Raw genomic sequence first — 19,558 nt, 5'->3', positions numbered from 1 at the left:
TGGTCCTTTTGGTATCGCTAACAGTTATATTGTATAGCATGCTTGATACTCCACTTGAGTGCGCATGCGCGTTCAACAATATTATGCTGAACATCGAGCACATTTTATCTTGTTGAAAATCCTGAAAATTAAGTATAACTCGGAAAAATAACACCAATCACCGTGAATGCTGCATCCCCCCAATGAACGTGCCTGCTGCCTTTGCCGACAAGGCCACTTCAGGCCGATAACCGTCATTCGCTCACGCCCTTATAAAACACCACCCGTCCGTCAATCGCCTCCATCCCCTCCAACGGTTGTTGATAACTCCAGGCCGCGTCCTGGTGCTCACCAAACGAGAAGTAGGTCGCATCGCCCTTGAAGGGGCAGTGGGTCACCGTCTCGGAGGGGGTCAGCAGCTCCATCCGCACATCGTCGCGGGGGAGGTACTGGCGCGGCGGGTAGCCGCGTTCGCGGAGCTCGATGGCGCGGGTGGTATCGGCGATCAGGGTGCCGTCGATCACCACGCGCACCCGGCGGGAGTGCGGGTGCAGGGTGATACGGGGTTCGGTGGAATCCATCGCCATAGGGGCATCCCTTGCGTAGTGGCGGTGTCGTTATCGGTGTCCGTCCCAGACTAGCACCGAAGGATGCTGAGTCCCAGGCAGGGAAACAACGCGGAGATGTAATTAAATGTTACCTACTGTTTCCATTCTGTCCTACACTGGAGAAACCGGGTCGCGCAACCGAGGGTAGGAGCGATACGAGGCATCTCGGTTTCGCCTGTCCAGGCAAGCCCTGAAAGGATCGTCGCCCTGATAGTGTCTAAGTCATAGGCAACCAAAAGCGCCCTGAGCCGACGCCAGACTCGAGCGACTGGAGGAGGGAAGCCATCATGAACATCGCCATCTTCGCCCCGCTCGCCCCCCACTGGCAGCAGGTCCATGCCGACTGCTGGCAGGACGATCGAGGCAACCGCATCCATCGTGTCGAGATCGACGACGAGGCGCTCTACCACTGCCACTTCGCCGGATCGCCGCTGCCGTGGAACGCCGTGGCCACCAGCCTGGACGAGGCCATCGCCGTCTTCGACGGGCACCCCGAGTGACCACCGGGCAAGGCGTCGGCAGGGACGCGAGGGCAGCCTGGCCCTGGGTGGCCGGCTGCCCGCTCCCCTCATGACGTGGCGGTAGGCGCCTCGTCTTCCTCCTCGAGGGGATCCTCCAGCGGTTCGCCCTCCTCGTTCTGGAGCTGGTGGTCATAGGCCGCCTGGAGACCGCTCTCCTCCTCGACCTCTTCCTCGTCCGCCTGGGCGATGGCGCCCGGGTAAAAGGGCGAGAGCACGGCCACCAGGATGCCCAGCGCGGCGAACATGGCGAAGGCATCGGCATAGCCGAAGCCTTCCACCAGCCCACCGACCAAGGGCGAGCCGGTCGCCTGCCCCAACGAGACCGCCATAAAGGGCAGCACCGGTCCCGCCGACAGCCGGCCGGGCAGGAGGCGAATGCCGGTCATCAGGTAGAGCCCCGTCAGGCTCATGTACGCCAGGCCGAAGACCAGCGCGGAGAAGGCCGTCAGCAGCGGTTGGGCGGGGCTCGCCGCGAGCAGGGCCAGGCTGGCGGAGAGCATCATCAACATCAGGGCCTGGGTAATGGGCGGGTTGTTGCGATCGGCCAGGTCGGCGACCACGGCACCGCCCAGGCCGGCGACGCCCACCGCGAGCCAGAGCCAGGCGGTGGCACTGGCGGGCAGGCCACCGAGACTGACCACCAGGTCGGGGGCGAAGATCCAGTAGGCGGAGGAGACGAGCCCCATCAGGTAGGCGAACAGCGAGAGCCTGATCAGACGCGACCAGGGCAGCTCGCTGATCGGCGGCGGCGGCGCGGCGTTCGCCGGCACGATCCGCGAGACCGACGGCAGGAAGAGCCAGGCGGCGATCACCCCGAGGGCGGCCAGGACGGCGAAGGAGACATAGGCGAGGCGCCAGGCGCCGACCATGAAGAGCACCGTGGGCACCGCCACCATCACGCCGATGCTGGTCCCCGCGTTCATCACCGAGCTGACCCGCCCATGCAGCGAGCGTTTCACGATCGCCTGCATGGCCGCCGTCAGCGCGGGCATCATCAGGCCGGTGCAGACCCCGCAGGCGAACACCCCCGCCCCCAGCATCAGCGGGCCGCTGGCCTGGCTGATCAGCGCCAGCCCGGCGACGCCGAAGGCACCGGAGAGCACCGCCGCGTAGCGGGCCCCCAGGATGTCGGTGATCAGCGGCGCCACCACCGTGGCTAGCAGGAAGCTGATCAAGGGTAGCGCCCCGATGATGCCGATCATGGAGGAGGTGAGGCCCAGCTCCTCGCGGATCGGCGGCACGAAGAGCCCGAAGGCGAAGCGGGCCAGCCCGTAACTGATCGCGATCAGCGCGGCCCCGAAAATCGCGAACCCTGTGCTCGACAGCCTCATTGTGCTCCCCCCTCGGTCCCGCTACGAAGTTGATGGTCGTCATGCGCCACGCCAAAGGCGCGAGTCGACAGGTCCACCCGAGAGCCCCACCATCGGCCCCACCCTGGCCTGCCTTTCGGGGGCGAAGTGTCGGCTTATTGCCGAGAACGACGTCGATCCCTACCCGAAACGACCGCGTGGCGGACACGCCGAAACAGTGATTGACGGCCCCGGGAGCACTGTACTTTTATGGTCGCGCATTTAGATAGATCGGTCTATACAGGAGCGACCGCCGATGCCTGCCTCGAAACGCGACCAACTGCTCGCCACCGCCGAACGGCTCTTCTATGAGCAGGGCTTCCACGCCACGGGCATCGACCGCATCGTGGCGGCGGCCGGGGTGGTGCGCATGACGCTCTACAACCACTTCGCTTCCAAGGAGGCCCTGGTGGCGGCGGTGCTGACGGCCCGGCACGAGCGCTTTATCGCCAGCCTGGAGGCGGCCATGGCCGCGGCGGCGCCGGGACAGGAGACCCTGGCGTTGATCGATGCCCACGGTGACTGGCTTGAGCACCACAGCCAGCACGGCTGCATCATGGCCAAGGCGATGGGCGAGTTCGCCGAGCACAATGCCGAGCTTCATGCCCTGGCGGCGACCGCCAAGAACGACCTGCTGGCTCGCCTGGAGGCCGCGGTGGCCCGCGACGGGCTGGACCACCACCCCGGCCTGGCGCGGCGCCTCTTTATGGTGCTGGAGGGCAGCAATACGGCGGTGGCCCTGCTGGATACCGCCACGGCCCTGGCCGATACCCGGGCCCTGGCCGAGACCCTGATCGCGATGGCGCGGAGCGATGCCCAATGAGGCCCCTCTCTCCTCTCGGCATGGCGGCCCTCGGCAGCGGGATCATCGCCATCACCTACGGCCTGGCACGCTTCGTGTTCGGACTCTTCCTGCCGGCGATGCGCGACGAGCTGACAATCACCGCCACCATGGCGGGGGTGATCGGCGCCCTGCCCTTCCTGAGCTTCGTCTTCACGATCCTCGTCGCCCCGCTGGTGACGCGGCGCCTCGGCGTGCGCCGCACCGGGGTCGCGGCCGCCGGCCTGGCCGGCGTCGGCCTGATCATGATCGCCCAGGCGCCGTCCTCGCTGCTGCTGGCCGCCGGCGTGCTGACCTGCGGGATCAGCACCGGGCTATCGTCACCGGTGATGGCGCAGGCGGTTTATCGGGTGGTACCGGCCGACCTGCGCGGGCGAGTCAATGCCACCATCAATGCGGGCACCAGCCTGGGGATCGCGCTTGCCATGCCGGCGGTGCTGCTCTGGGCCGAGGCCTGGCGCAGCGCCTATACCGGCTTCGCCGCCCTGGCGGCCATCGGCGCCCTGGCGGCCCTCTACTACCTGCCTCGGGATGAACGGCACACCTCACTCTCGCGCCCCCGCCTGCTGGCCGCGCCGGTCAGTCGGGCCCAGTGGCTGGGCATCGCCCGGCTGAGTGGCCTGGCCGTCGGTGTGGGGGTCGTCAGCGCGGCCTACTGGGTATTCGCCCCCGATGCGGTGGTCAACGCCGGCGGGCTTGCCGCGAGCCAGACCGCCTGGATGTGGCTGGCGGTGGGCCTGGGCGGGCTCTCCGGGGCCAGCGCCGGCGACCTGATCACCCGCTGCGGCCCGGCCACGAGCCATGCCATCGCCCTCACCGTGATGTCCGCCGGCCTGGCGCTGCTGGTGATCGATCCCGGCCACTTCGGCTACGCCCTGGTTTCCGCGGCGCTGTTCGGTGCCGGCTACATGACCCTCAGCGGCTTCTACCTGGTCAGGAGCACCCAGATCATGACCGAGGCCCCCGCCTTCGCCCCGGTGCTGCCGCTGCTGGCCACCTCGGTGGGCCAGGTCGCCGGCTCGCCGCTGGCCGGCTGGCTGGTCGGCGCCGAAGGCCATGTCACCACCTTTATGCTCTTCGCCCTCCTGGGGCTGGCCATCGCCGCCCTGGGGGTCTGGCTGCTACGGGAGGTGGGCGACCGGCCTAGTGCGCCGATGGGCATGCAGCCGCAAGCCTAGGTGTATGGTTCCGGGAACCAGGCCCGCGGCGACCTTATTCCGGCCCTCAGGCCTCCCCGCCCCAGCCTCGGCTCCACTATAGTGACAGGGATGACAATGGCGTTTCGGGCCGCCCTCTTCTCGGCCGCGAGGGGGCCCGGGGGTAACGCTGGCGGGCGTCCTGCCCGGTGCGGCCGGCCCGGCGAGGCCGGGAGGAGCAATCAATGCGTGCAGTCCTGTGGGGAGGCATGTTGATGGTGGGGCTGGCGGCGGCGCCCCTGGTGGCGGCGTATGCGCCGACGGGCAATGTTCAGAGTGCGGAGGTGACGGCGCTGATCGAGTCGGTGCGCGCCGCCACCCTACGCTTCGAGGACGTCGAGGTGGCCCTGGCGGAGGGCTATATCCCGGATCCCTCCGGGGAGTGCGCGACGGCGGCAGCCCATGGCATGCCCGCCGAACTGGGGGACATGGGCATCCACTACTTTCGTCCCGACCTGCTCGGTATCACCGCGACGGCGCCGCGGGTCGATGGCACCGGCACCCATACCGACTTCATGAACCCCGCCATCCTGCTCTACGAACCCCAGGAAGACGGCTCAATGGTGCTGGTCGGGGTCGAGAACCTGGTGTTCCAGGCGGCCTGGGAGGCCGCGGGCCACGAGGGGCCGCCGACGCTGGCCGGGCGCACCTGGGACTTCATGGTCAACGACCCGGCCACCGCGGTCGACGAGGCCCACGGTTTCACGGCCCATTTCGATCAGCACCTGTGGTTCCGCGACAACCCCAACGGCAACCTCGAGCCCTTCAACCCCAGGGTGACCTGCGCGCATCACCCGCACTGAGGCCCGCGGCGGGGATGGCACTCAGGCCAGCACCTCGGCGAGGGAGCGCCGGCCGTCGAGCAGCACGAACTCGCGGTCGACCCGTTGCCGCGCCTTGACCAGATGCAGCAGGGCATGGGCCACGTTGGCCCGGGAGATGGTGTTCTCGCCGCCGGTCTCCTCCAGGGAGGCAGCGACCCGCTGGGTGGCAGGTTCGTCGGTGAGGCGCCCCGGCTTGAGGATCACATGGGGCAGGCCGGAGGCACGCAGGTAGGCGTCGGCGGCGAACTTGGCGGCCATATAGGGGCGCAGCGCCTCGGGAGCGGCCTGGGGGTCATCGGCGCGCATGGCGCTGACCATCAGGTAGCGGGAGAGGCCCCGCTCACGGGCCGCCTCGATGCTGCGGATGGCGCCATAGAGGTCGATCAACAGGGTCTTGTCGGCGCCGGTGTGGGGGCCGGAGCCGGCGGTGAAGAGCAGTTGGTCGCAGCCATCGAGGGCGTGAGCGAAGTCGCCTTCCAGGTCGGCGATCACGGTATCGATGCCACGCTCCTCGAACCAGGGCCGCTGCTCCGCCGAGCGCAGCATGGCGCGAATCGGCTCGCCGGCCTCCGCGGCCAGGGCGCAGAACTGGCGGCCGATCTGGCCGTTGGCGCCGATCACCAGGGTCGTCATAGGGCACTCCTTCCTTTCCAGTCGTCGAGATCCCGTTGCGGCTTGCATGGTGTCGCGATACCCCGAGGGCCACGTCGAGCCGCTTCATTCGGCACTCACCCGCGAGCGTCACCATCCGCCTCGGCCAATGCCGCGTATCAGCACGAAATACAGCGTCGTGCCGAGCACGGCGGCGCCGATCAGCCCCAGGCCGAGAGCCGCCGAGCCGGCCTGCCCGTGACGATAACAGCCTCTCGCGAGGGTGACGAATATGGACCCGAGACGGGGCTGGCGTGAAGGGCGATCCATCAACTGACGCCGGATAACACAGGTAACCAGACGTTCTCATAGCCGATGGAAAACGCGACGCCCAGCAGCAGGGCCGCCATCGCCAGGCTAAAGCCCTTAAGCAGCCGCGGGTCGTCGAGACGCTGCCCGACCACGGTGCCCATCAGCGCATAGCTGCCGGGGGCGCCGAAGGCGAGGATCGCCAGTCCCAGCGACCAGGGCAGCAAGGCCACGCCCTGGATGCCGGCGGCGGGGAACTGGATGGTGACGATCGGCAGGGTCGCGACCAGCGCCTTGGGGTTGCAGAGCTGCATGATCAGGCCATCGCGAAACTGCAGCACCCGCGGCGCCTGCCGCACGGCGCCGGGGTCGATGGTCGAGCGGGCGATCTTGATGGCCAGGTAGAGGATATAGCCGCAGCCCAGGGCACCCACCACGGCGAGCAGGTCGCCGCGCACCCAGGCCGCCCCGACCCAGCCGAAGATCAGGAACAGCGTCAGCATGGCCGCGCCCACCCCGACGAAGAAGCCGAGGGAGGTACGGCCCTGGCCGTTGAGGCCCGCATTCAGGCCGAGCAGGTTCACAGGCCCAGGCGTGTACATGACGCCCAGGGCATAGGCGACGATCTCCAACATGGGGAATACCTCGGGTTACTGGGCGATGCTGCGCTGGTACTGGTAGGGCGTCTTGCCGTAGATGCGCTTGAAGCGGCGGTTGAAGTGGCTGAGGTCGGTAAAGCCGTAGCGGAAGGCCGCCTCATTGGGCGTCACACCGGCCTCCAGGGCGTGGCGCGCGGCATTGACCCGGCAACTGAGCACGTACTGGTGCGGCGTGATGCCGAACTGCTGACGGAACAGGCGCAGGAAGTGGTACTTGGAGAGGTGCGCGGCCCGGCTGATCTCGTCCAGCGACGGGTCCGCCTCCAGGTGCGCGAGGATGTACTCCTTGGCGCGCAGCAGCAGCGCATCGGGCCGGCTCACCGTGCCGCCGGGCTGGAACTTGCCGGCCCGCTGCACCAGGCGTGTCGCCATGCAATGCAGGGCGTGTTCCTGGTCGATACGCGTGCCGACCCGCCGGGTCACCAGCTGCGCCAGCTCGAGGATGGCGCCCCGCAGCTCGGCATCCGCCATCAGGGTCTCGCCGCTGCGGAAGCGGGCGGCCCACTCGCCGCCCGCCGCGTCGGCGAACGAGGCCTCGAGCTGGGCGGGAGGCACATAGACCATCACATAGCCCAGCCGGCTGTCGTCGCCCGGGTGCCCGTCGTGGGCCTGCTCGGGAGCGAAATGGATGGTGTTGCCGGGCGGGCTGCGGTGAAACTGCCCGCCGCTGAAGAAGTCCTGGCGCCCGGTGAGGGTAACGCCGAAGGCATACTCCTCATGGGCATGGCGGTCGTAGCTGAAGTCGCTCATCGCCGCCCGGAGCACCGTTAGCTCGGGGTTATGCCGGCTCTTGAAATAATCGAACCGGCTGGATTGCTGCGTCATGCCATGCCTCCCAGAACGCCACTCAGGCATAGCTTAGGCCCAAGGCGACACCGCGGGCTTGGACAATATTGCGCCACTGCCCGGCAATCCGCCCAAGCCCCCCCGCCATCTGGGCCCCCGACAGGTCGGGGCTGGCCCCATGACTAGCGTGGTGAAATACGTATTCCGCCTACCCAGCGCTCGCCGGGGGCCTGATCGAGCCAGTGTCGCTCCCCTTCGAGAAGGTCACGGCCGAGCTCGGTCAGGGCGAGGCGGCGATGGGGCCAGTCCCGGTGGGGCTCGGTAATCGCCAGTGCCGGCCGGGGCGCCGTGATCAACGGCTGGAGCAGCCACCAGAACATCAGGTCGCCCAGGTAGGGCAGCGGCTCGTAGTCGCGCATCAGCAACGAGAAGGCCTGACCCACCGGCAGCGGGCCCCGGTCGCGGACGATCGCCAGGGTAAGGCGCTCGGTGAAACCCAGACCGGACGCCGCGTCCGGCAACTCCTGCAGATGGCGCGCGAGTGCCTTGCCCAGCATCGGCAGGGCCGGCGTGCCGGTGGCGATCAGGGTTTCCAGAGGCTCGGAGCGATCGGCGGTCAGCGCCGCCCAGGCCCGGCTGCCCAGTTCGAGCAGCGGCGCCTCGACGGGGCGGCGCTGCCGCCATAGCCAGGCCAGCAGGTCCGGGGCGAGCTGGCCGATGCCGATAAAGCGCTCGACGCCGGGGACGCTTTCTACGGCGATCAGCTCGATCCGTGCCCTGGGCGGAGCCAGATGCAGGCGGTGCAGCAGGTAAGCGAGGATCAACTGGTCGTAGCTGTCGTGCTCGAACCACAGCACCACCCGTTCAAAGCGAGCCAGGTCGTCCAGTGCCTCGTAGCTCCTGCGCAGGCGGGCCAGGGCATCACGCTCGGCCATGCCGGAGACCTCCGCCAGGTAATGCGCTCGCAACCGCATCAGTTCCTTGGGGGGCAGGTCGCGCAGCGGCCCCAGGCAGAAGGGGTCGGAGAACTCGAGGAAATCGCCGCGGAAGCCGGCGGTGCGCAGACCGGGTTCAATGTCCGAGCCGCAGCGGATATGCAGGGTGGTCTGCTCCTGGTCGCCGCGCTCGGCGACCAGCCGCCGTGACGTATCGAGCGCTTCGGTATGGGCCTTGAGCCTGGGCCAGCTGGCAAAGCCGCATTCCCGAGCGATCACGAACTGGGCATCGGCGAGCCGCAGCGGCGTCTCGCGGGGCGGGAGTTGGCACAGGATGCGTGCCAGGGCGTCCGGGTCGTCGGCCCGCACCGCCTTGAGCAGTTCCTTGGCGCGCTTGCGCTGCTGCTCGAGATTGAAGCGGCCATGAGACCTGGCATCCGGCCGGGGAAGCGTGGTCATACGAATCCCTCCATATGCCTGCGTCCGCCGGACAGGCCGGGAGTCGTATGGGGAAGTCGATTGAAAGCGATGGGCGCAGCCCTTTCCGCGGACGGGGACGCCTAGACGGCGCGGCCCTTAGCCTCGCCCGAACGCGGAGAGGAGTCAACCGGAGGAGGCGCCGGCTTCACGGCAGGGCCCAGCCCTGGCGACTGATCTGGCCATTGGCGCCGATTACCAGGGTCGTCATAGGGCACTCCTGCCTTTCCAGTCTTCGAGGTCCAGTTGTGGCTGCTCGGCGCGGAAGCGGGCGTAGCCCTCGACACCACGGGCGTCCTCGAGGATATCGACCCGCAGGCCCTTGCTGCGCAGCAGGCCCTCGTTGCCCGAGGCATTGGTGATGTCGCCCACCACCACCCGGGCGAAGCCACGCATGTAGAGCAGGGTCGCGCAGATATCGCAGGGGCTCAGGGAGGTGAAGAGGGTGGTCTGGCTGAAGTCGAGGCGTCCGGCATCGCGGATGGCGGCGGTCTCGCCATGGTTGTAGGGATGATCTTCCTGGACCAGGGTGTTGTGCCCCTTGCCGACGATGCGCCGGGTGGCATTGTCGATGATCACCGCGCCGATCGGGCAGCCGCCCTCGGCGCGGCTCTTCTCGGCCAGCAGCACGGCAATGCGCATCAGCTCGGCATCGCTCAAGCGTCGGGCGAAGTCGTCATCCATCAGCATCGGCAGGCTGGCGGTGGGCATATGGGCGATGGCGGCCAGGGCGGCCTCGGTGACCGGCGTGCCGGCATGAAGTAGCGGTTCCATCTCGTCTCCGTTCGATCCGGGGTCTTGGGGCAAGTCCCCCCATCTTAGCGGTATCGGCGGTGAAAGCGACAAGGCACCGAGAGGCTTGGCAGGGCCGGGGGAAACCGCCAGGCTAGGGCGGTCGATGGAAGCGTTGCGGGGGAGCGGCACGCATGGAAGAACTCAGCCTGAGGTGGCTGGCGGGCCAGGGCGTCAGCCTGGTGGCCCTGGCGCTGTGCGTGATCGCCTTCGCCAGCAAGCGCGATGACAAGCTGTTCGTACTGCTGCTGTTCGCCAATGTGGCCTTTGCCACCCAGTTCGCCCTGCTCGAGAGCTGGGTGGCGGCGGGGATCTCGGCGCTGATCGTGGTGCGCATCGCCCTGGTGCGCCGCTTTCCCCGTCACCGGGGGCTGATGGTGGGGATGCTGCTCGCCACCCTGGCGGTGGCGGCGCTGACCTGGAGCGGGCCGCGGGACCTGCCGGCCCTGGCGGCGGGCCTGCTGGGCACCTGGGGCATGTTCATGCTGCGCGGCATCGCCATGCGGGTGACCCTGGCGGTGGCGGCCTTCTGCTGGGTACTCAGCAACCTACTGGCGGGCTCCATCGGCGGCACCCTGGCCGAATCGCTGATCTTCATCACCAACGTCGTCACCATCCTGCGCCTGAGACGCGACGGCCGGCCGGTCCTGCCTTGACGATTCACTTCGATGGATTCTGGCGCTGGATATCTCGTAACTGCTCAAGCAGCTCGGGAATATTGTCCTGGATAATGCTCCACACCGTATCGTCATCGATCCCCAGATAGGCATGGATCAGGCGATTGCGTGTGGCCACGATCATCCGCCAGGGAATATGCGAGTAACGCTGGCGAACCGTCTCGGGGATACGCGTCGCCGTCTCGCCGATCAGTTCGAGGTTACGCAGCGTGGCATCATAGGTCAGGTCGTGGGCAATAAAGTCGTCCTGAGCCAGGCCGTCCGTATAGGAAAGCACTTTACTCGGCGAATCCAATCATGTCGTCAACATAGAAGCGCCATTCGCGCTGGAGGCGGGACTCAGACACGCAGCGCCTCGCGCTCGACATAGGGCTGGAGTTCGGGACGCAGTGCCTTGTCGGTCACCAGGTCCACCGGGTGGCCAAGCAGGTCTTCCAGGTAGAACTGCACCCCGAAGTAACGAGCCGAGGTCGCCGGTCCATCGAAGCTCACCAGGATATCGATATCGCTATCGGCTCGGGCCTCATCGCGAGACATGGAACCGAAGAGGGCCAGGGACCTGACGGCATAGTCCTCGGCCAGGGTCGGCATATGTTCCCGCAACAGCTGCAGGGTTCTCGCTCGGTTCATCGGATGGCACCTCCTTACCGGCATGCACGGAACCGGCTAGTTCACCTGAGTCAGCCTAGCATGGGGCCATGGTGATACCCAGAGACGAATACGGTGCCCTATTCAGCCGGCCGGTCCTGCCTTGACGCCCGGCCCACCGCCATCATGGCGGCGGGCCGCGGCGCTTTACTTCATCTCGAAGCCGCGCTCGATCAGGAAGTCGCGCATATGGGCGCGCAGCTTGCTGTCGAACAGGGGGGTGAGGTTCTGCGACCAGTTGCTGTCCTTGTTGCCGCCCTTTCGCGCCTGGTAGTAGGCGTGCATGGTCTCGTCGAAGGCCTCCACCTGCTCGCGGTCATCGCGGTAATAATCCTCCTTGAGGATCGCCTCCACCGGCAGGCGCGGCTTGATGTCCGGCTGGTGAGCCGGGTAGCCCAGGCACATGCCGAACACCGGGTAGACATGCTTGGGCAGGCGCAGCAGGTCGCTGACGGCGGCGGGGTTGTTGCGGATGCCGCCGATATAGCAGATGCCGAGCCCTTCGGATTCCGCGGCGATGGCCACGTTCTGAGCCATCAGTGCCACGTCGACGCTGGCCACCAGCAACTGCTCGGTCATGCCGCGCACGACCTTGGCGCCGGTGCGCTCGGCGGCCTCGGTGGGGCGCTTCATGTCGGCGCAGAACACCAGGAAGTCGGAGGCACCGGCCACGTAGCCCTGGCCACCGGCCAGCTCGGCGAGCGTCTCGCGGTTCTCGGGCTGGGTCACATGGATAACGCTATAGGCCTGCACATGACTGGAAGTGGCGGCGCCCTGACCGGCGCGAATCAACTCCACCAGCAGCTCGTGGGGAATCTTCTGCTCGGTGAACTTGCGGATCGAGCGGTGGGACTTCAGCAGTTCGATGGTGGGATTCATGGGACCTCGTGAGTCGTTCGCCTGACGTGGGGCGACGCCATGCCGTTCGACGGCCGCGTCACCCGACGGACTTAGTTATCTTGCTTATTATTTCGCAAAGATCACCGCTCGGCCAGGGCCCGTGCCAGCTCTTGCCGATAGGCCTCGGCATGATGGGCCGGATCGGCCGGGAAGCGCCCCAGCGCCACGGCCAGGTCGAAGAAGCCCCGGGCCGGCTGGCCGCCGCGGCGACTGACCACCAGGGCGGCGATCAGCGGGCGGCCGGCGGCCACGTCCTCGCGCATCAGCACCTCCAGGGCCAGGGCGACCCGCTGAATGGTGCGAGGTGGTGTCAGGCCCAGGGCCTCCGCCGCCTGCTGGTAGGTCAGCGGCAATTGCGCGTCGGGCAGCGAGCACAGTAGCCGACGCAGGGCGTCGGGCTCGAGGGTCGAAGGGGCCATGGCATTCTCGTGCGGTGGAAATTCAGCGCCCAGGGTATCAGCCCGTCTGCCGATAACGCCCGCGGTATGCGCTGTGACGGGAGACCATTAGCGCGTTATGGCAAATAATACTTGTACAAATATGATACACAGCTAACATTGGAAACACATATTAGAGCATCCAGCCGTTGGGTCTCCGCTGCCCGGATGCGACACCCCTGGGCATATCGAGGAGGCATCCATGGGACACTGCGCACGATTCAATGGCCGATGTAAGCGCTGCGAAGGGGCCCTTCCCTTCGACTTCACCATGGCCTTTCAGCCCATCGTCGACCTGCAGCGGCGATGCATCCATGCCTACGAGGCCCTGGTGCGCGGCCCCCGGGGAGAGCCGGCGGGCCAGGTACTGGCCCAGGTCACCGACGACCTGCTCTACCGCTTCGACCAGGCCTGCCGGGTCAAGGCGATCGAGCAGGCCAGCCGCCTGGGCATGCGGGAGTCCCTGTCGATCAACTTCCTGCCCAATGCCGTCTATGAGCCGGAGGCCTGCATCCAGGCGACCCTGGCGGTCTCCGAACGGGTCGGCTGGCCCAAGGAGCGGTTGATCTTCGAGATCGTCGAGTCGGAGCGCATCCAGGACCGCCCCCATGTACGCGGCATCATCGATGCCTATCGCCGCATGGGCTTCCGAGTCGCCCTGGACGACTTCGGCACCGGCCATGCCAATCTGGACCTGCTGACCGAGCTGTACCCGGACAAGCTCAAGCTCGACCGCCAGTTGATCATGGGCTGCCACCGGGATCCGCGTCGCCAGACCCTGATTCGTGCCCTGGTGTCCCTGGCCCGGGAACTGGACTTGACCCTGATCGCCGAGGGCGTGGAAGAGGCCGGAGAGGCCTGCTGGCTGTTCGAGGCGGGCATCGCCCTGCAGCAGGGCTACCATTTCGCGCGCCCCGCCCTGGATGCCCTGGCCGATGGCCTGGAAGCACGGCTGGAGGCAGGCTTCGCCCCGCCTCGCTTGAGAGGAGTCTCGGCATGCCGCTGACACTGTCTCCCCAGGACAACCTGCCCCGCATCATTCGCGCTGCCCCATCGGCGGCGAAGCCGAGCAGGAGTATCGCCAGGAGTGGGAGGTGTGCCTCGAGCGCGCCGACAAGGCCCTCTATCGCGCCAAGGCGGAAGGGCGTAATCTGGCCTTGGTAACCTGAGACTTTCTCACGCACGGAGGCATGAGATGGTGATTCTCGAGCCCTATGCCCGGGGCGGCCGCTGGCCGGCCGGCCTGGCAGCGCTGAGTGTGCTGCTGCTGGGCCTGGCCGCGCTGTTGATGGGCGGCGCGGGGCCGGCCTATCGCCTCGACCTCCTCGACCTGGGCCAGGCCCTCGGCCTGCTGCGCCAGGGCGCCTATGTGGCGATCGCCGCCGCGGGAACGGCGGTGCTGGCCTTGTGCGTGGCGGCCTGGTATCGACGCCCGCGTCCCGCCCTGATCGGCGGCCTGGTACTGGTGATGGTGGCCACCCTGCTGGTGGTACCACTGCAGCACCTGCAACGCGCTCAGGCGGTACCGCCGATCCACGATATCACCACCGACCTGGACGACCCACCGGCCTTTATCGCCCTGGTGGCGCCCCGCGAAGCGGCCCCCAATGCCGTCGGCTATCCCCGCGCCTTCGCCGCCCAGCAGCGCCGGGCCTATCCCGACCTGGCCCCGCGGATAGTGGATGCCCCCAAGCCGCGGATCCTGCTGACCGCCGAGACCATGATGCGCGAGCGGGGCTGGGAGATCGCCCGGGTCGACGACACCACCCTGGAGGCCACCGCGTCCACCACCTGGTTCGGCTTCAAGGACGATGTGGTGCTGCGCCTCACCGAGAGCGATGCGGGCGTGCGCGTGGACATGCGCTCCGCCTCGCGACTGGGGCGCAGCGACCTGGGCACCAACGCCCTGCGCATCCAGGAGTTCCTCGACGCCCTCGAGCGTCAGCTACTCAGAAACGGCTAGTGGCTGCCGGATGGCGCCCTGGCCGAACTCGCCGGGAAGCCGTAGAGTAGGCCGCCCATCCTCGAGAGGAGTCTGCCGTGAATCCGCAAGACCTGGAGCGGCTGGTCACCCTGAAGATGCCCTTCGGCAAGTATGCCGGACGGGTGATCGCCGACCTGCCCGGCCCCTACCTGGCCTGGTTCGCCCGGGAGGGCTTCCCCAAGAGCGAGCTGGGGCGCCTGTTGCAGCTGATGCACGAGATCGATCACAACGGCCTGAACGACCTGCTGGCGCCCCTGCGCCGGGGGCACTGAGGCGAACATGCTGCGACTCTCCAATAACGTCTCCCTGGCCGACTGGGAGATCGAGATCACCCAGATCCGCGCCCAGGGCGCCGGTGGCCAGAACGTCAACAAGGTGGCCTCGGCGGTGCACCTGCGCTTCGATATCCCCCGCTCCAGCCTGCCGCCCTTCTACAAGGAGCGGCTGATGGCGCTCTCCGACCAGCGCATCAGCAAGGAGGGGGTGATCGTCATCAAGGCCCAGAGCCATCGCACCCTGGAGCTCAACAAGGAAGACGCCCTGCGCCGCCTCCGGGCGCTGATTCTCGAGGCGGTGAAGACCCAGAAGAGCCGCAAGGCCACCCGCCCCACCAAGGGGTCCCAGCGTCGCCGGGTCGACAAGAAGACCCAGAAGGGCAAGACCAAGGCGCTGCGCGGCAAGGTCAAGCTATGACCCCGACGGCCACGCGCCCCGTTTCCCCCTGCATTCGGGCCTGCCAACTCGACGAGGCGACCCAGTGCTGCCGCGGCTGCCGCCGCACCCTCGACGAGATCGTCCGCTGGGGCGGCATGACGGAGGCCGAAAAGGCGGCGGTCTGGCGACGCCTGGAAGCCGGGGCCCGGGACGCTACCGATTAGCCCATGGCGATGGCCGGCACGCCGGTGACCCAGACGTGCAGGTGCATGGCGAAGAGCCAATAGGCGACCAGGCCGATCACCAGGGTCGCCAGGGTCGCCGGCCACCGCCCGGCCGGTGCCACCAGGCCGGCGGCCCGGTCACGGCGTCGGGCCGCGGCGAAGGCGACGATGGCCCAGGCCAGGAAGGCGCCGAAGAAGACGATATCCCCCAGGCGCCCGTTGGCCAGCAGGTGGGCGAAGGCCCACAGCTTCACCGCCAGCAGCATGGGGTGGCCGAGCCGGGCACGGATGGCATTGCCCGGCACATAGGCCGCCACCAGCAGGATAAAGGCGGGAAGCATCAGCAGTGCCACCCCATGGCGCAGCCCCATGGGCGGGAACCAGACGAAGGTCGGATCGAGGCGCATCTGGCCGAACCCCCAGATGGCCAGCGCCAGGCCCACCACCGAGACCAACGAATAGACCCCCTTCCAGGACCACTCACCGAGGCGGGCGATCTGGTCGCGTCGCCAATCGTCGGCGACGATGCGCACGGAATGCATGCCGAGGAAAATCACGAGGCCGAGAATCATCACGGTCATGGGGGGAGCTCCTTGCCAGGTCACGATAGGGTCGCACGAAGTGTCGCACGAAGTGTCGCACGACGTGTCGACGGCGGGCCCTGTGTCCTGACCCGTCCGGTGCCCCAGCATGCCAGATCCCTCGCCACGACGCCCGCCCCGCCGTTACCGCCTGCCGCGGGATGACGGCCCGATGTCGATCTGATGGCCCCGGGCTCGATACACGAGTGCCACACTAGGAATCCATCATCCCGAGGAGAGTCCCCATGAACACACATACCGGCCTGTCCGCCGAAGCCGCGGTCATGGAGTTGCTGGACGACTGGGCGGCAGCGGTACGCGCCAAGGACATCGATGCCATTACCGCCCATTACGCCGCCGAGATCGTCGCCTTCGATGCCATCGCCCAGCTGCAGTTCAAGGGACGGGAAGCCTACCGCCAGCACTGGGAAGCCTGCCTGGCCCAGTGCCCGGGAGCGATGACCTTCGAGCTGCACGAGGAGATCATCTATGCCGAGGGTAATCTCGCCTTCTGTCACGCCCTGGTACGCTGCGGCGGCAATGAAGCGGACGCCGGCTGGCTGCGCATGAGCGCCGGATTGAGGCGCATCGAGGGCCACTGGAAGCTGGTGCACGAGCACCATTCGGCGCCCTTCGATCCCCAGAACGGCCGTGCCCTCTTCGACCTTGCCCCCTGACACGACTCGGCCCCGGGCCAGGGCCCGGGGCCGCCTCCTGCCTCCCGGCATCACTCCGGCATAAAGGTCCCGCACACCTCGTCCATGCGCCCGGGGGCATGATCCTCGGTATGGGTCAGGTCATCTTCCACCGCGTCCAGGGCCACCCGCCACTGGTGATCATGGCTCATGGCATCGCAGACACCCTCGCTGCCACCACCGAAGTTGGAGTCGATCCAGTAGTGGACCTCATAGGCGGTTCCGGCCATCAGGGCACCGGGGAACTCGAAGGCGAAGGCCATCTCGCCCTCGCCGGCGACGCTGCCCTCCTGGCGCGCCACCACTTCGCCGCTCTCGGCCTCCACCAGGGCCACGGCGATGGCCTGGCCGCCATGGGGCCCCTGGAAACTGGCGTCGCCCTGGAAGACCAGGTCGTGGCCCTCGGCGGCCAGGGCCGCGGCGGGCAGTAACAGGGCGCCGAGCAGCGCCCCTCGGGACAGGGTTGTGATCGACATGACAGACCTCCCTTGGCTGTACAGGGTCGCTCCCCCAGCATAGTGCGCCAGCGTTCCCGGCGCCGTTATATCCAGCGCCAGCGCCGAAACAGCCACAGCAGCCCCAGGCCGATGGTCGCCATGACCCCCAAGACCACGAAGTAGGCATGGCGGTAGGCCAGCTCCGGCATATGCTCGAAGTTCATGCCGTAGACCCCGGCCAGGAAGGTCAGCGGCACGAAGATGGCGGTGATCACCGTCAGGATGCGCATGGTGTTGTTGAGGCGGTGGGAAGAGAGCGAGAGGTAGCCATCCACCAGGTCGCCACAGATGTCGTAGTACATCTGGCTCAGGCTGTAGAGGCGCTCGAAGCGCTCGTGGACATCCTTGATGGCATGCAGGGTCTCGTCCGCCTCCCGGGGCAGGTGGCTGTAGTCGTAGGCGGTGAGCTCCTGGGTAATGCCGACGTGGTAGTTGAAGACCCGACGCATCTTCACCAGCCGTGACTTGTAGGCCACGATGCGGCGCATCAAGGCATCGCTGCCCCCTTCCAGCAGGCTATCCTCCAGGTCGCTGAGCACCTCCTCGAACTCCAGCAGGCTATCCAGGTAGAAGCCCGCCGAAAGATACATCGCCTTGAGGGCCACGAACTCCGGGGAGTGCCCCAGCAGGCGCTCGCCCTCGCCGTTATCGAGCAACCCCTCGATGCTGTGGGCGGTGCCCGGGTGCAGGCTGATCAGGTAGCGCTCGCCGATGAAGTAGGCCACCTGTTGGGGCACGAAATTGAGCTCGGCATCGAAGGAGGCGATCCCCCGGTAGAGGATCAGGGCATGGGTCTCGAACTCCTCGACCTTGGGTGGGTGGCGTTCGCGGTGGGCATCGTCGATGGCCATGGGGTGGCAGCCGAAAGCCTCCAGCAGGGCCCGCTCCCGAGCCGGCGCCTCCCCCTCCAGGTCGAGCCACAGCCGACTGTCGGGATCCTCCCGCCAGCGGTCGATCAATGCTTCGCCGCCGCGGACCGCCTCTCCCTCACCGGTAATCAACATGCCTCGAATCATGGGGCCTCCCTGCGCTGAGCGTTGTCCCGACGATAGGCGATGCCGCTGCGCCTTGCACCCTCCGCCGCGAGTTTTTGCCGGGGGGCGGAGGACTTTTCCCCGGGCTTGCGGCAGCATGGGGCGCTTTGCCTCGCGTATGTCTCAGGGAAGGTCCATGCCGCTATTCCAGTCCGCCTACCACCGCCGCGTCACTCTCACCTACTTCCTGGCCTTCGTCGCCATCGGCCTGACCGGCGGCCTGCTGGGCCCCGCCCTGCCACACCTGGCCGAGATGACCGGCGCCAGCATGAGCCAGATCGCCCTGCTGTTCACCGCCCGCGCCCTGGGCAACATGCTCGGCTCGGTGAGCGTCGGCGTGCTGGTGGATCGCCTGCCCGGCCACCCGGTGCTGATGGCCATGGTGGTGATCATGGCCCTGGGGCTGGGCCTGGCCCCCCTGAGCCCCTCCCTGGGCCTGCTGATCGGGGTGATCTTCGTGATGGGCTTCGCCGAAGTGTCGATCAACGCCGGCAGCAATACCCTGCTGCTATGGACCCACCGCCAGGCGGCGGGCCCCTACATCAGCGCCCTGCACTTCTGTTTCGCCCTGGGCAATATGCTCGCCCCCCTGGCGGTGGTGGCGGCCATTCACTGGACCGGCCAGTTCCAGTGGGCCTTCTGGCTGGTGGGGCTCTATGGCCTGAGCCTGCTGTTCTGGCTGCGCCGCGATCCCGGCCCGCGCCCTCCCGAGGCCGACAGGAGCGACGCGGCGGGCGGGGAGCGGGCGACGCCCTCGCCAGGCCGCGGCGATACGCGCCTGCTGGGCACCCTGATGCTGCTGTTTTCCCTCTATGTGGGCGCCGAGATCACCTTCGCCGGCTGGATTACCGCCTATGCGGTCCTCCAGGGCGAGCCCGGGGAGGGCGCCGCCCTGCTGGTCACCCTATTCTGGCTGGCGCTGTCGGCGGGACGCCTGCTGGCGATCCCGCTGCTGCGCCTGATCTCGCCCTGGTGGCTGCTGCTGGGCTGCCTGGGACTGGGCCTGGCCAGCGCCCTGGCCATGCCCTGGCTGCCCCTGTGGCTGATCGCCCTGGGCTATGGCCTGGCCGCCTCGGCGATCTTTCCCACCCTGTTCAGCCTGTGCAACCGGCTGATGAGCATGAGCGGCAAGCGCACCGGCCTGGTGTTCCTGGCCAGCGGCCTGGGCGCCATGCTGGTACCCTCGCTGACCGGCCCCCTGCTGGACAGCGCCGGCGCCCAGGCCTTCCCCTGGCTGCTGGCGGCACTGATGGGGCTCTTGCTGCTGGGCGTGGCCCTGCTCTGGCGCCTCGCCCGGGGGCGTTGAGCGGCGGCATGCCCCATGCCCGGTCGACATGATTCCGGGACGGCATGACGCCCA

At 67.6% G+C, this 19,558-nt stretch carries 26 protein-coding genes; 12 read left to right on the top strand and 14 right to left on the bottom strand.

The features are described from left to right. Positions 1–233 precede the first annotated feature (233 nt). Positions 234–566, bottom strand: a complete 333-nt coding sequence (locus IHD13_RS04740) for a DUF427 domain-containing protein (RefSeq protein WP_230086143.1) — start codon at positions 564–566, stop codon at positions 234–236. Between the two features lie 308 nt (positions 567–874). On the opposite strand from IHD13_RS04740, the gene IHD13_RS04735 reads away from it, so the two are divergent. Then, a complete protein-coding gene (locus tag IHD13_RS04735; RefSeq protein WP_195859887.1) occupies positions 875–1,087 on the top strand; it encodes a hypothetical protein in 213 nt (70 codons plus the stop codon). Between the two features lie 68 nt (positions 1,088–1,155). On the opposite strand, the gene IHD13_RS04730 is transcribed toward IHD13_RS04735, so the two are convergent. Continuing rightward, on the bottom strand, positions 1,156–2,439 hold the full coding sequence (locus IHD13_RS04730; RefSeq protein ID WP_195859886.1) for an MFS transporter: 1,284 nt from the start codon (positions 2,437–2,439) through the stop codon (positions 1,156–1,158). Positions 2,440–2,713: 274 nt separating this feature from the next. Here IHD13_RS04730 and IHD13_RS04725 point away from each other — a divergent pair, with 274 nt between their 5' ends. From IHD13_RS04725 to IHD13_RS04715, 3 genes are all read left to right on the top strand, one after another. Beyond that, positions 2,714–3,280, top strand: a complete 567-nt coding sequence (locus IHD13_RS04725; RefSeq protein WP_195859885.1) for a TetR/AcrR family transcriptional regulator — start codon at positions 2,714–2,716, stop codon at positions 3,278–3,280. Then, positions 3,277–4,476 carry an MFS transporter gene (locus IHD13_RS04720; RefSeq protein ID WP_195859884.1) on the top strand — a complete coding sequence of 400 codons (1,200 nt, stop codon included), beginning with the start codon at positions 3,277–3,279 and terminating at the stop codon, positions 4,474–4,476. The genes IHD13_RS04725 and IHD13_RS04720 overlap by 4 nt, the downstream gene beginning before the upstream one ends. A 203-nt stretch (positions 4,477–4,679) precedes the next feature. Next, the gene (locus IHD13_RS04715; RefSeq protein ID WP_195859883.1) at positions 4,680–5,297 is read left to right on the top strand and encodes a hypothetical protein; all 618 of its coding nucleotides are present in this window, start codon (positions 4,680–4,682) and stop codon (positions 5,295–5,297) included. A 21-nt stretch (positions 5,298–5,318) separates the two neighbouring features. Here IHD13_RS04715 and IHD13_RS04710 read toward each other — a convergent pair whose 3' ends face one another. The 5 genes from IHD13_RS04710 to IHD13_RS04690 form a co-directional block, all read right to left on the bottom strand. Then, complete coding sequence (locus IHD13_RS04710) at positions 5,319–5,951, bottom strand: SDR family oxidoreductase (RefSeq protein ID WP_195859882.1); 633 nt, start codon at positions 5,949–5,951, stop codon at positions 5,319–5,321. 287 nt (positions 5,952–6,238) lie between these two features. Beyond that, on the bottom strand, positions 6,239–6,853 hold the full coding sequence (locus IHD13_RS04705) for a LysE family translocator (protein ID WP_195859881.1): 615 nt from the start codon (positions 6,851–6,853) through the stop codon (positions 6,239–6,241). A gap of 15 nt (positions 6,854–6,868) precedes the next feature. Beyond that, complete coding sequence (locus IHD13_RS04700) at positions 6,869–7,702, bottom strand: AraC family transcriptional regulator (RefSeq protein ID WP_195859880.1); 834 nt, start codon at positions 7,700–7,702, stop codon at positions 6,869–6,871. Between the two features lie 143 nt (positions 7,703–7,845). Then, positions 7,846–9,057, bottom strand: a complete 1,212-nt coding sequence (locus IHD13_RS04695; RefSeq protein ID WP_195859879.1) for a DUF1835 domain-containing protein — start codon at positions 9,055–9,057, stop codon at positions 7,846–7,848. 225 nt (positions 9,058–9,282) lie between these two features. Continuing rightward, on the bottom strand, positions 9,283–9,849 hold the full coding sequence (locus tag IHD13_RS04690; protein WP_195859878.1) for a nucleoside deaminase: 567 nt from the start codon (positions 9,847–9,849) through the stop codon (positions 9,283–9,285). A gap of 152 nt (positions 9,850–10,001) precedes the next feature. On the opposite strand from IHD13_RS04690, the gene IHD13_RS04685 reads away from it, so the two are divergent. Then, a complete protein-coding gene (locus IHD13_RS04685) occupies positions 10,002–10,523 on the top strand; it encodes a YgjV family protein (RefSeq protein WP_195859877.1) in 522 nt (173 codons plus the stop codon). A 4-nt stretch (positions 10,524–10,527) separates the two neighbouring features. Here IHD13_RS04685 and IHD13_RS04680 read toward each other — a convergent pair whose 3' ends face one another. The 4 genes from IHD13_RS04680 to IHD13_RS04665 all read right to left on the bottom strand — a co-directional run bounded on the left by IHD13_RS04680 (position 10,528) and on the right by IHD13_RS04665 (position 12,511). Then, complete coding sequence (locus IHD13_RS04680) at positions 10,528–10,821, bottom strand: HepT-like ribonuclease domain-containing protein (protein WP_326838314.1); 294 nt, start codon at positions 10,819–10,821, stop codon at positions 10,528–10,530. A gap of 62 nt (positions 10,822–10,883) precedes the next feature. Beyond that, positions 10,884–11,174 carry a nucleotidyltransferase family protein gene (locus tag IHD13_RS04675; protein ID WP_195859876.1) on the bottom strand — a complete coding sequence of 97 codons (291 nt, stop codon included), beginning with the start codon at positions 11,172–11,174 and terminating at the stop codon, positions 10,884–10,886. 165 nt (positions 11,175–11,339) lie between these two features. Further along, positions 11,340–12,071 (bottom strand): oxygen-insensitive NADPH nitroreductase, encoded by a 732-nt coding sequence (gene nfsA, locus IHD13_RS04670; RefSeq protein ID WP_195859875.1) that lies wholly within the window; start codon positions 12,069–12,071, stop codon positions 11,340–11,342. Positions 12,072–12,172: 101 nt separating this feature from the next. Further along, complete coding sequence (locus IHD13_RS04665; protein ID WP_195859874.1) at positions 12,173–12,511, bottom strand: hypothetical protein; 339 nt, start codon at positions 12,509–12,511, stop codon at positions 12,173–12,175. A gap of 220 nt (positions 12,512–12,731) precedes the next feature. Between IHD13_RS04665 and IHD13_RS04660 the strand changes: the two genes are divergently transcribed. The 5 genes from IHD13_RS04660 (at position 12,732) to IHD13_RS04640 (ending at position 15,391) form a co-directional block, all read left to right on the top strand. Beyond that, positions 12,732–13,535, top strand: coding sequence for an EAL domain-containing protein (locus IHD13_RS04660; RefSeq protein WP_195859873.1), 804 nt, complete (start codon positions 12,732–12,734; stop codon positions 13,533–13,535). 189 nt (positions 13,536–13,724) lie between these two features. Next, on the top strand, positions 13,725–14,492 hold the full coding sequence (locus IHD13_RS04655; protein WP_195859872.1) for a DUF1499 domain-containing protein: 768 nt from the start codon (positions 13,725–13,727) through the stop codon (positions 14,490–14,492). A 77-nt stretch (positions 14,493–14,569) separates the two neighbouring features. Continuing rightward, complete coding sequence (locus IHD13_RS04650; RefSeq protein WP_146801484.1) at positions 14,570–14,785, top strand: DUF3820 family protein; 216 nt, start codon at positions 14,570–14,572, stop codon at positions 14,783–14,785. Positions 14,786–14,792: 7 nt separating this feature from the next. Then, positions 14,793–15,206 carry an alternative ribosome rescue aminoacyl-tRNA hydrolase ArfB gene (gene arfB / locus IHD13_RS04645; protein ID WP_195859871.1) on the top strand — a complete coding sequence of 138 codons (414 nt, stop codon included), beginning with the start codon at positions 14,793–14,795 and terminating at the stop codon, positions 15,204–15,206. After that, a complete protein-coding gene (locus IHD13_RS04640) occupies positions 15,203–15,391 on the top strand; it encodes a DUF1289 domain-containing protein (protein ID WP_195859870.1) in 189 nt (62 codons plus the stop codon). Before arfB ends, IHD13_RS04640 begins: the two co-directional genes overlap by 4 nt. On the opposite strand, the gene IHD13_RS04635 is transcribed toward IHD13_RS04640, so the two are convergent. Continuing rightward, positions 15,388–15,972 carry an NnrU family protein gene (locus IHD13_RS04635; RefSeq protein WP_195859869.1) on the bottom strand — a complete coding sequence of 195 codons (585 nt, stop codon included), beginning with the start codon at positions 15,970–15,972 and terminating at the stop codon, positions 15,388–15,390. The two genes, IHD13_RS04640 and IHD13_RS04635, sit on opposite strands and share 4 nt — an antisense overlap. 245 nt (positions 15,973–16,217) lie before the next feature. Between IHD13_RS04635 and IHD13_RS04630 the strand changes: the two genes are divergently transcribed. Continuing rightward, the gene (locus IHD13_RS04630) at positions 16,218–16,649 is read left to right on the top strand and encodes a YybH family protein (protein WP_195859868.1); all 432 of its coding nucleotides are present in this window, start codon (positions 16,218–16,220) and stop codon (positions 16,647–16,649) included. Between the two features lie 50 nt (positions 16,650–16,699). Here IHD13_RS04630 and IHD13_RS04625 read toward each other — a convergent pair whose 3' ends face one another. Together IHD13_RS04625 and IHD13_RS04620 are read right to left on the bottom strand one after the other, a co-directional pair. After that, positions 16,700–17,143 carry a hypothetical protein gene (locus tag IHD13_RS04625; RefSeq protein ID WP_195859867.1) on the bottom strand — a complete coding sequence of 148 codons (444 nt, stop codon included), beginning with the start codon at positions 17,141–17,143 and terminating at the stop codon, positions 16,700–16,702. A 65-nt stretch (positions 17,144–17,208) separates the two neighbouring features. After that, positions 17,209–18,180, bottom strand: coding sequence for a magnesium transporter CorA family protein (locus tag IHD13_RS04620; RefSeq protein WP_195859866.1), 972 nt, complete (start codon positions 18,178–18,180; stop codon positions 17,209–17,211). Positions 18,181–18,334: 154 nt separating this feature from the next. On the opposite strand from IHD13_RS04620, the gene IHD13_RS04615 reads away from it, so the two are divergent. Next, positions 18,335–19,504 (top strand): MFS transporter, encoded by a 1,170-nt coding sequence (locus IHD13_RS04615; protein WP_195859865.1) that lies wholly within the window; start codon positions 18,335–18,337, stop codon positions 19,502–19,504. Positions 19,505–19,558 lie beyond the last annotated feature (54 nt).

The organism is Halomonas sp. 328 (assembly GCF_015645095.1).
GTDB lineage: Bacteria > Pseudomonadota > Gammaproteobacteria > Pseudomonadales > Halomonadaceae > Bisbaumannia.
This window is presented reverse-complemented; position numbering and strand designations above follow the sequence as displayed.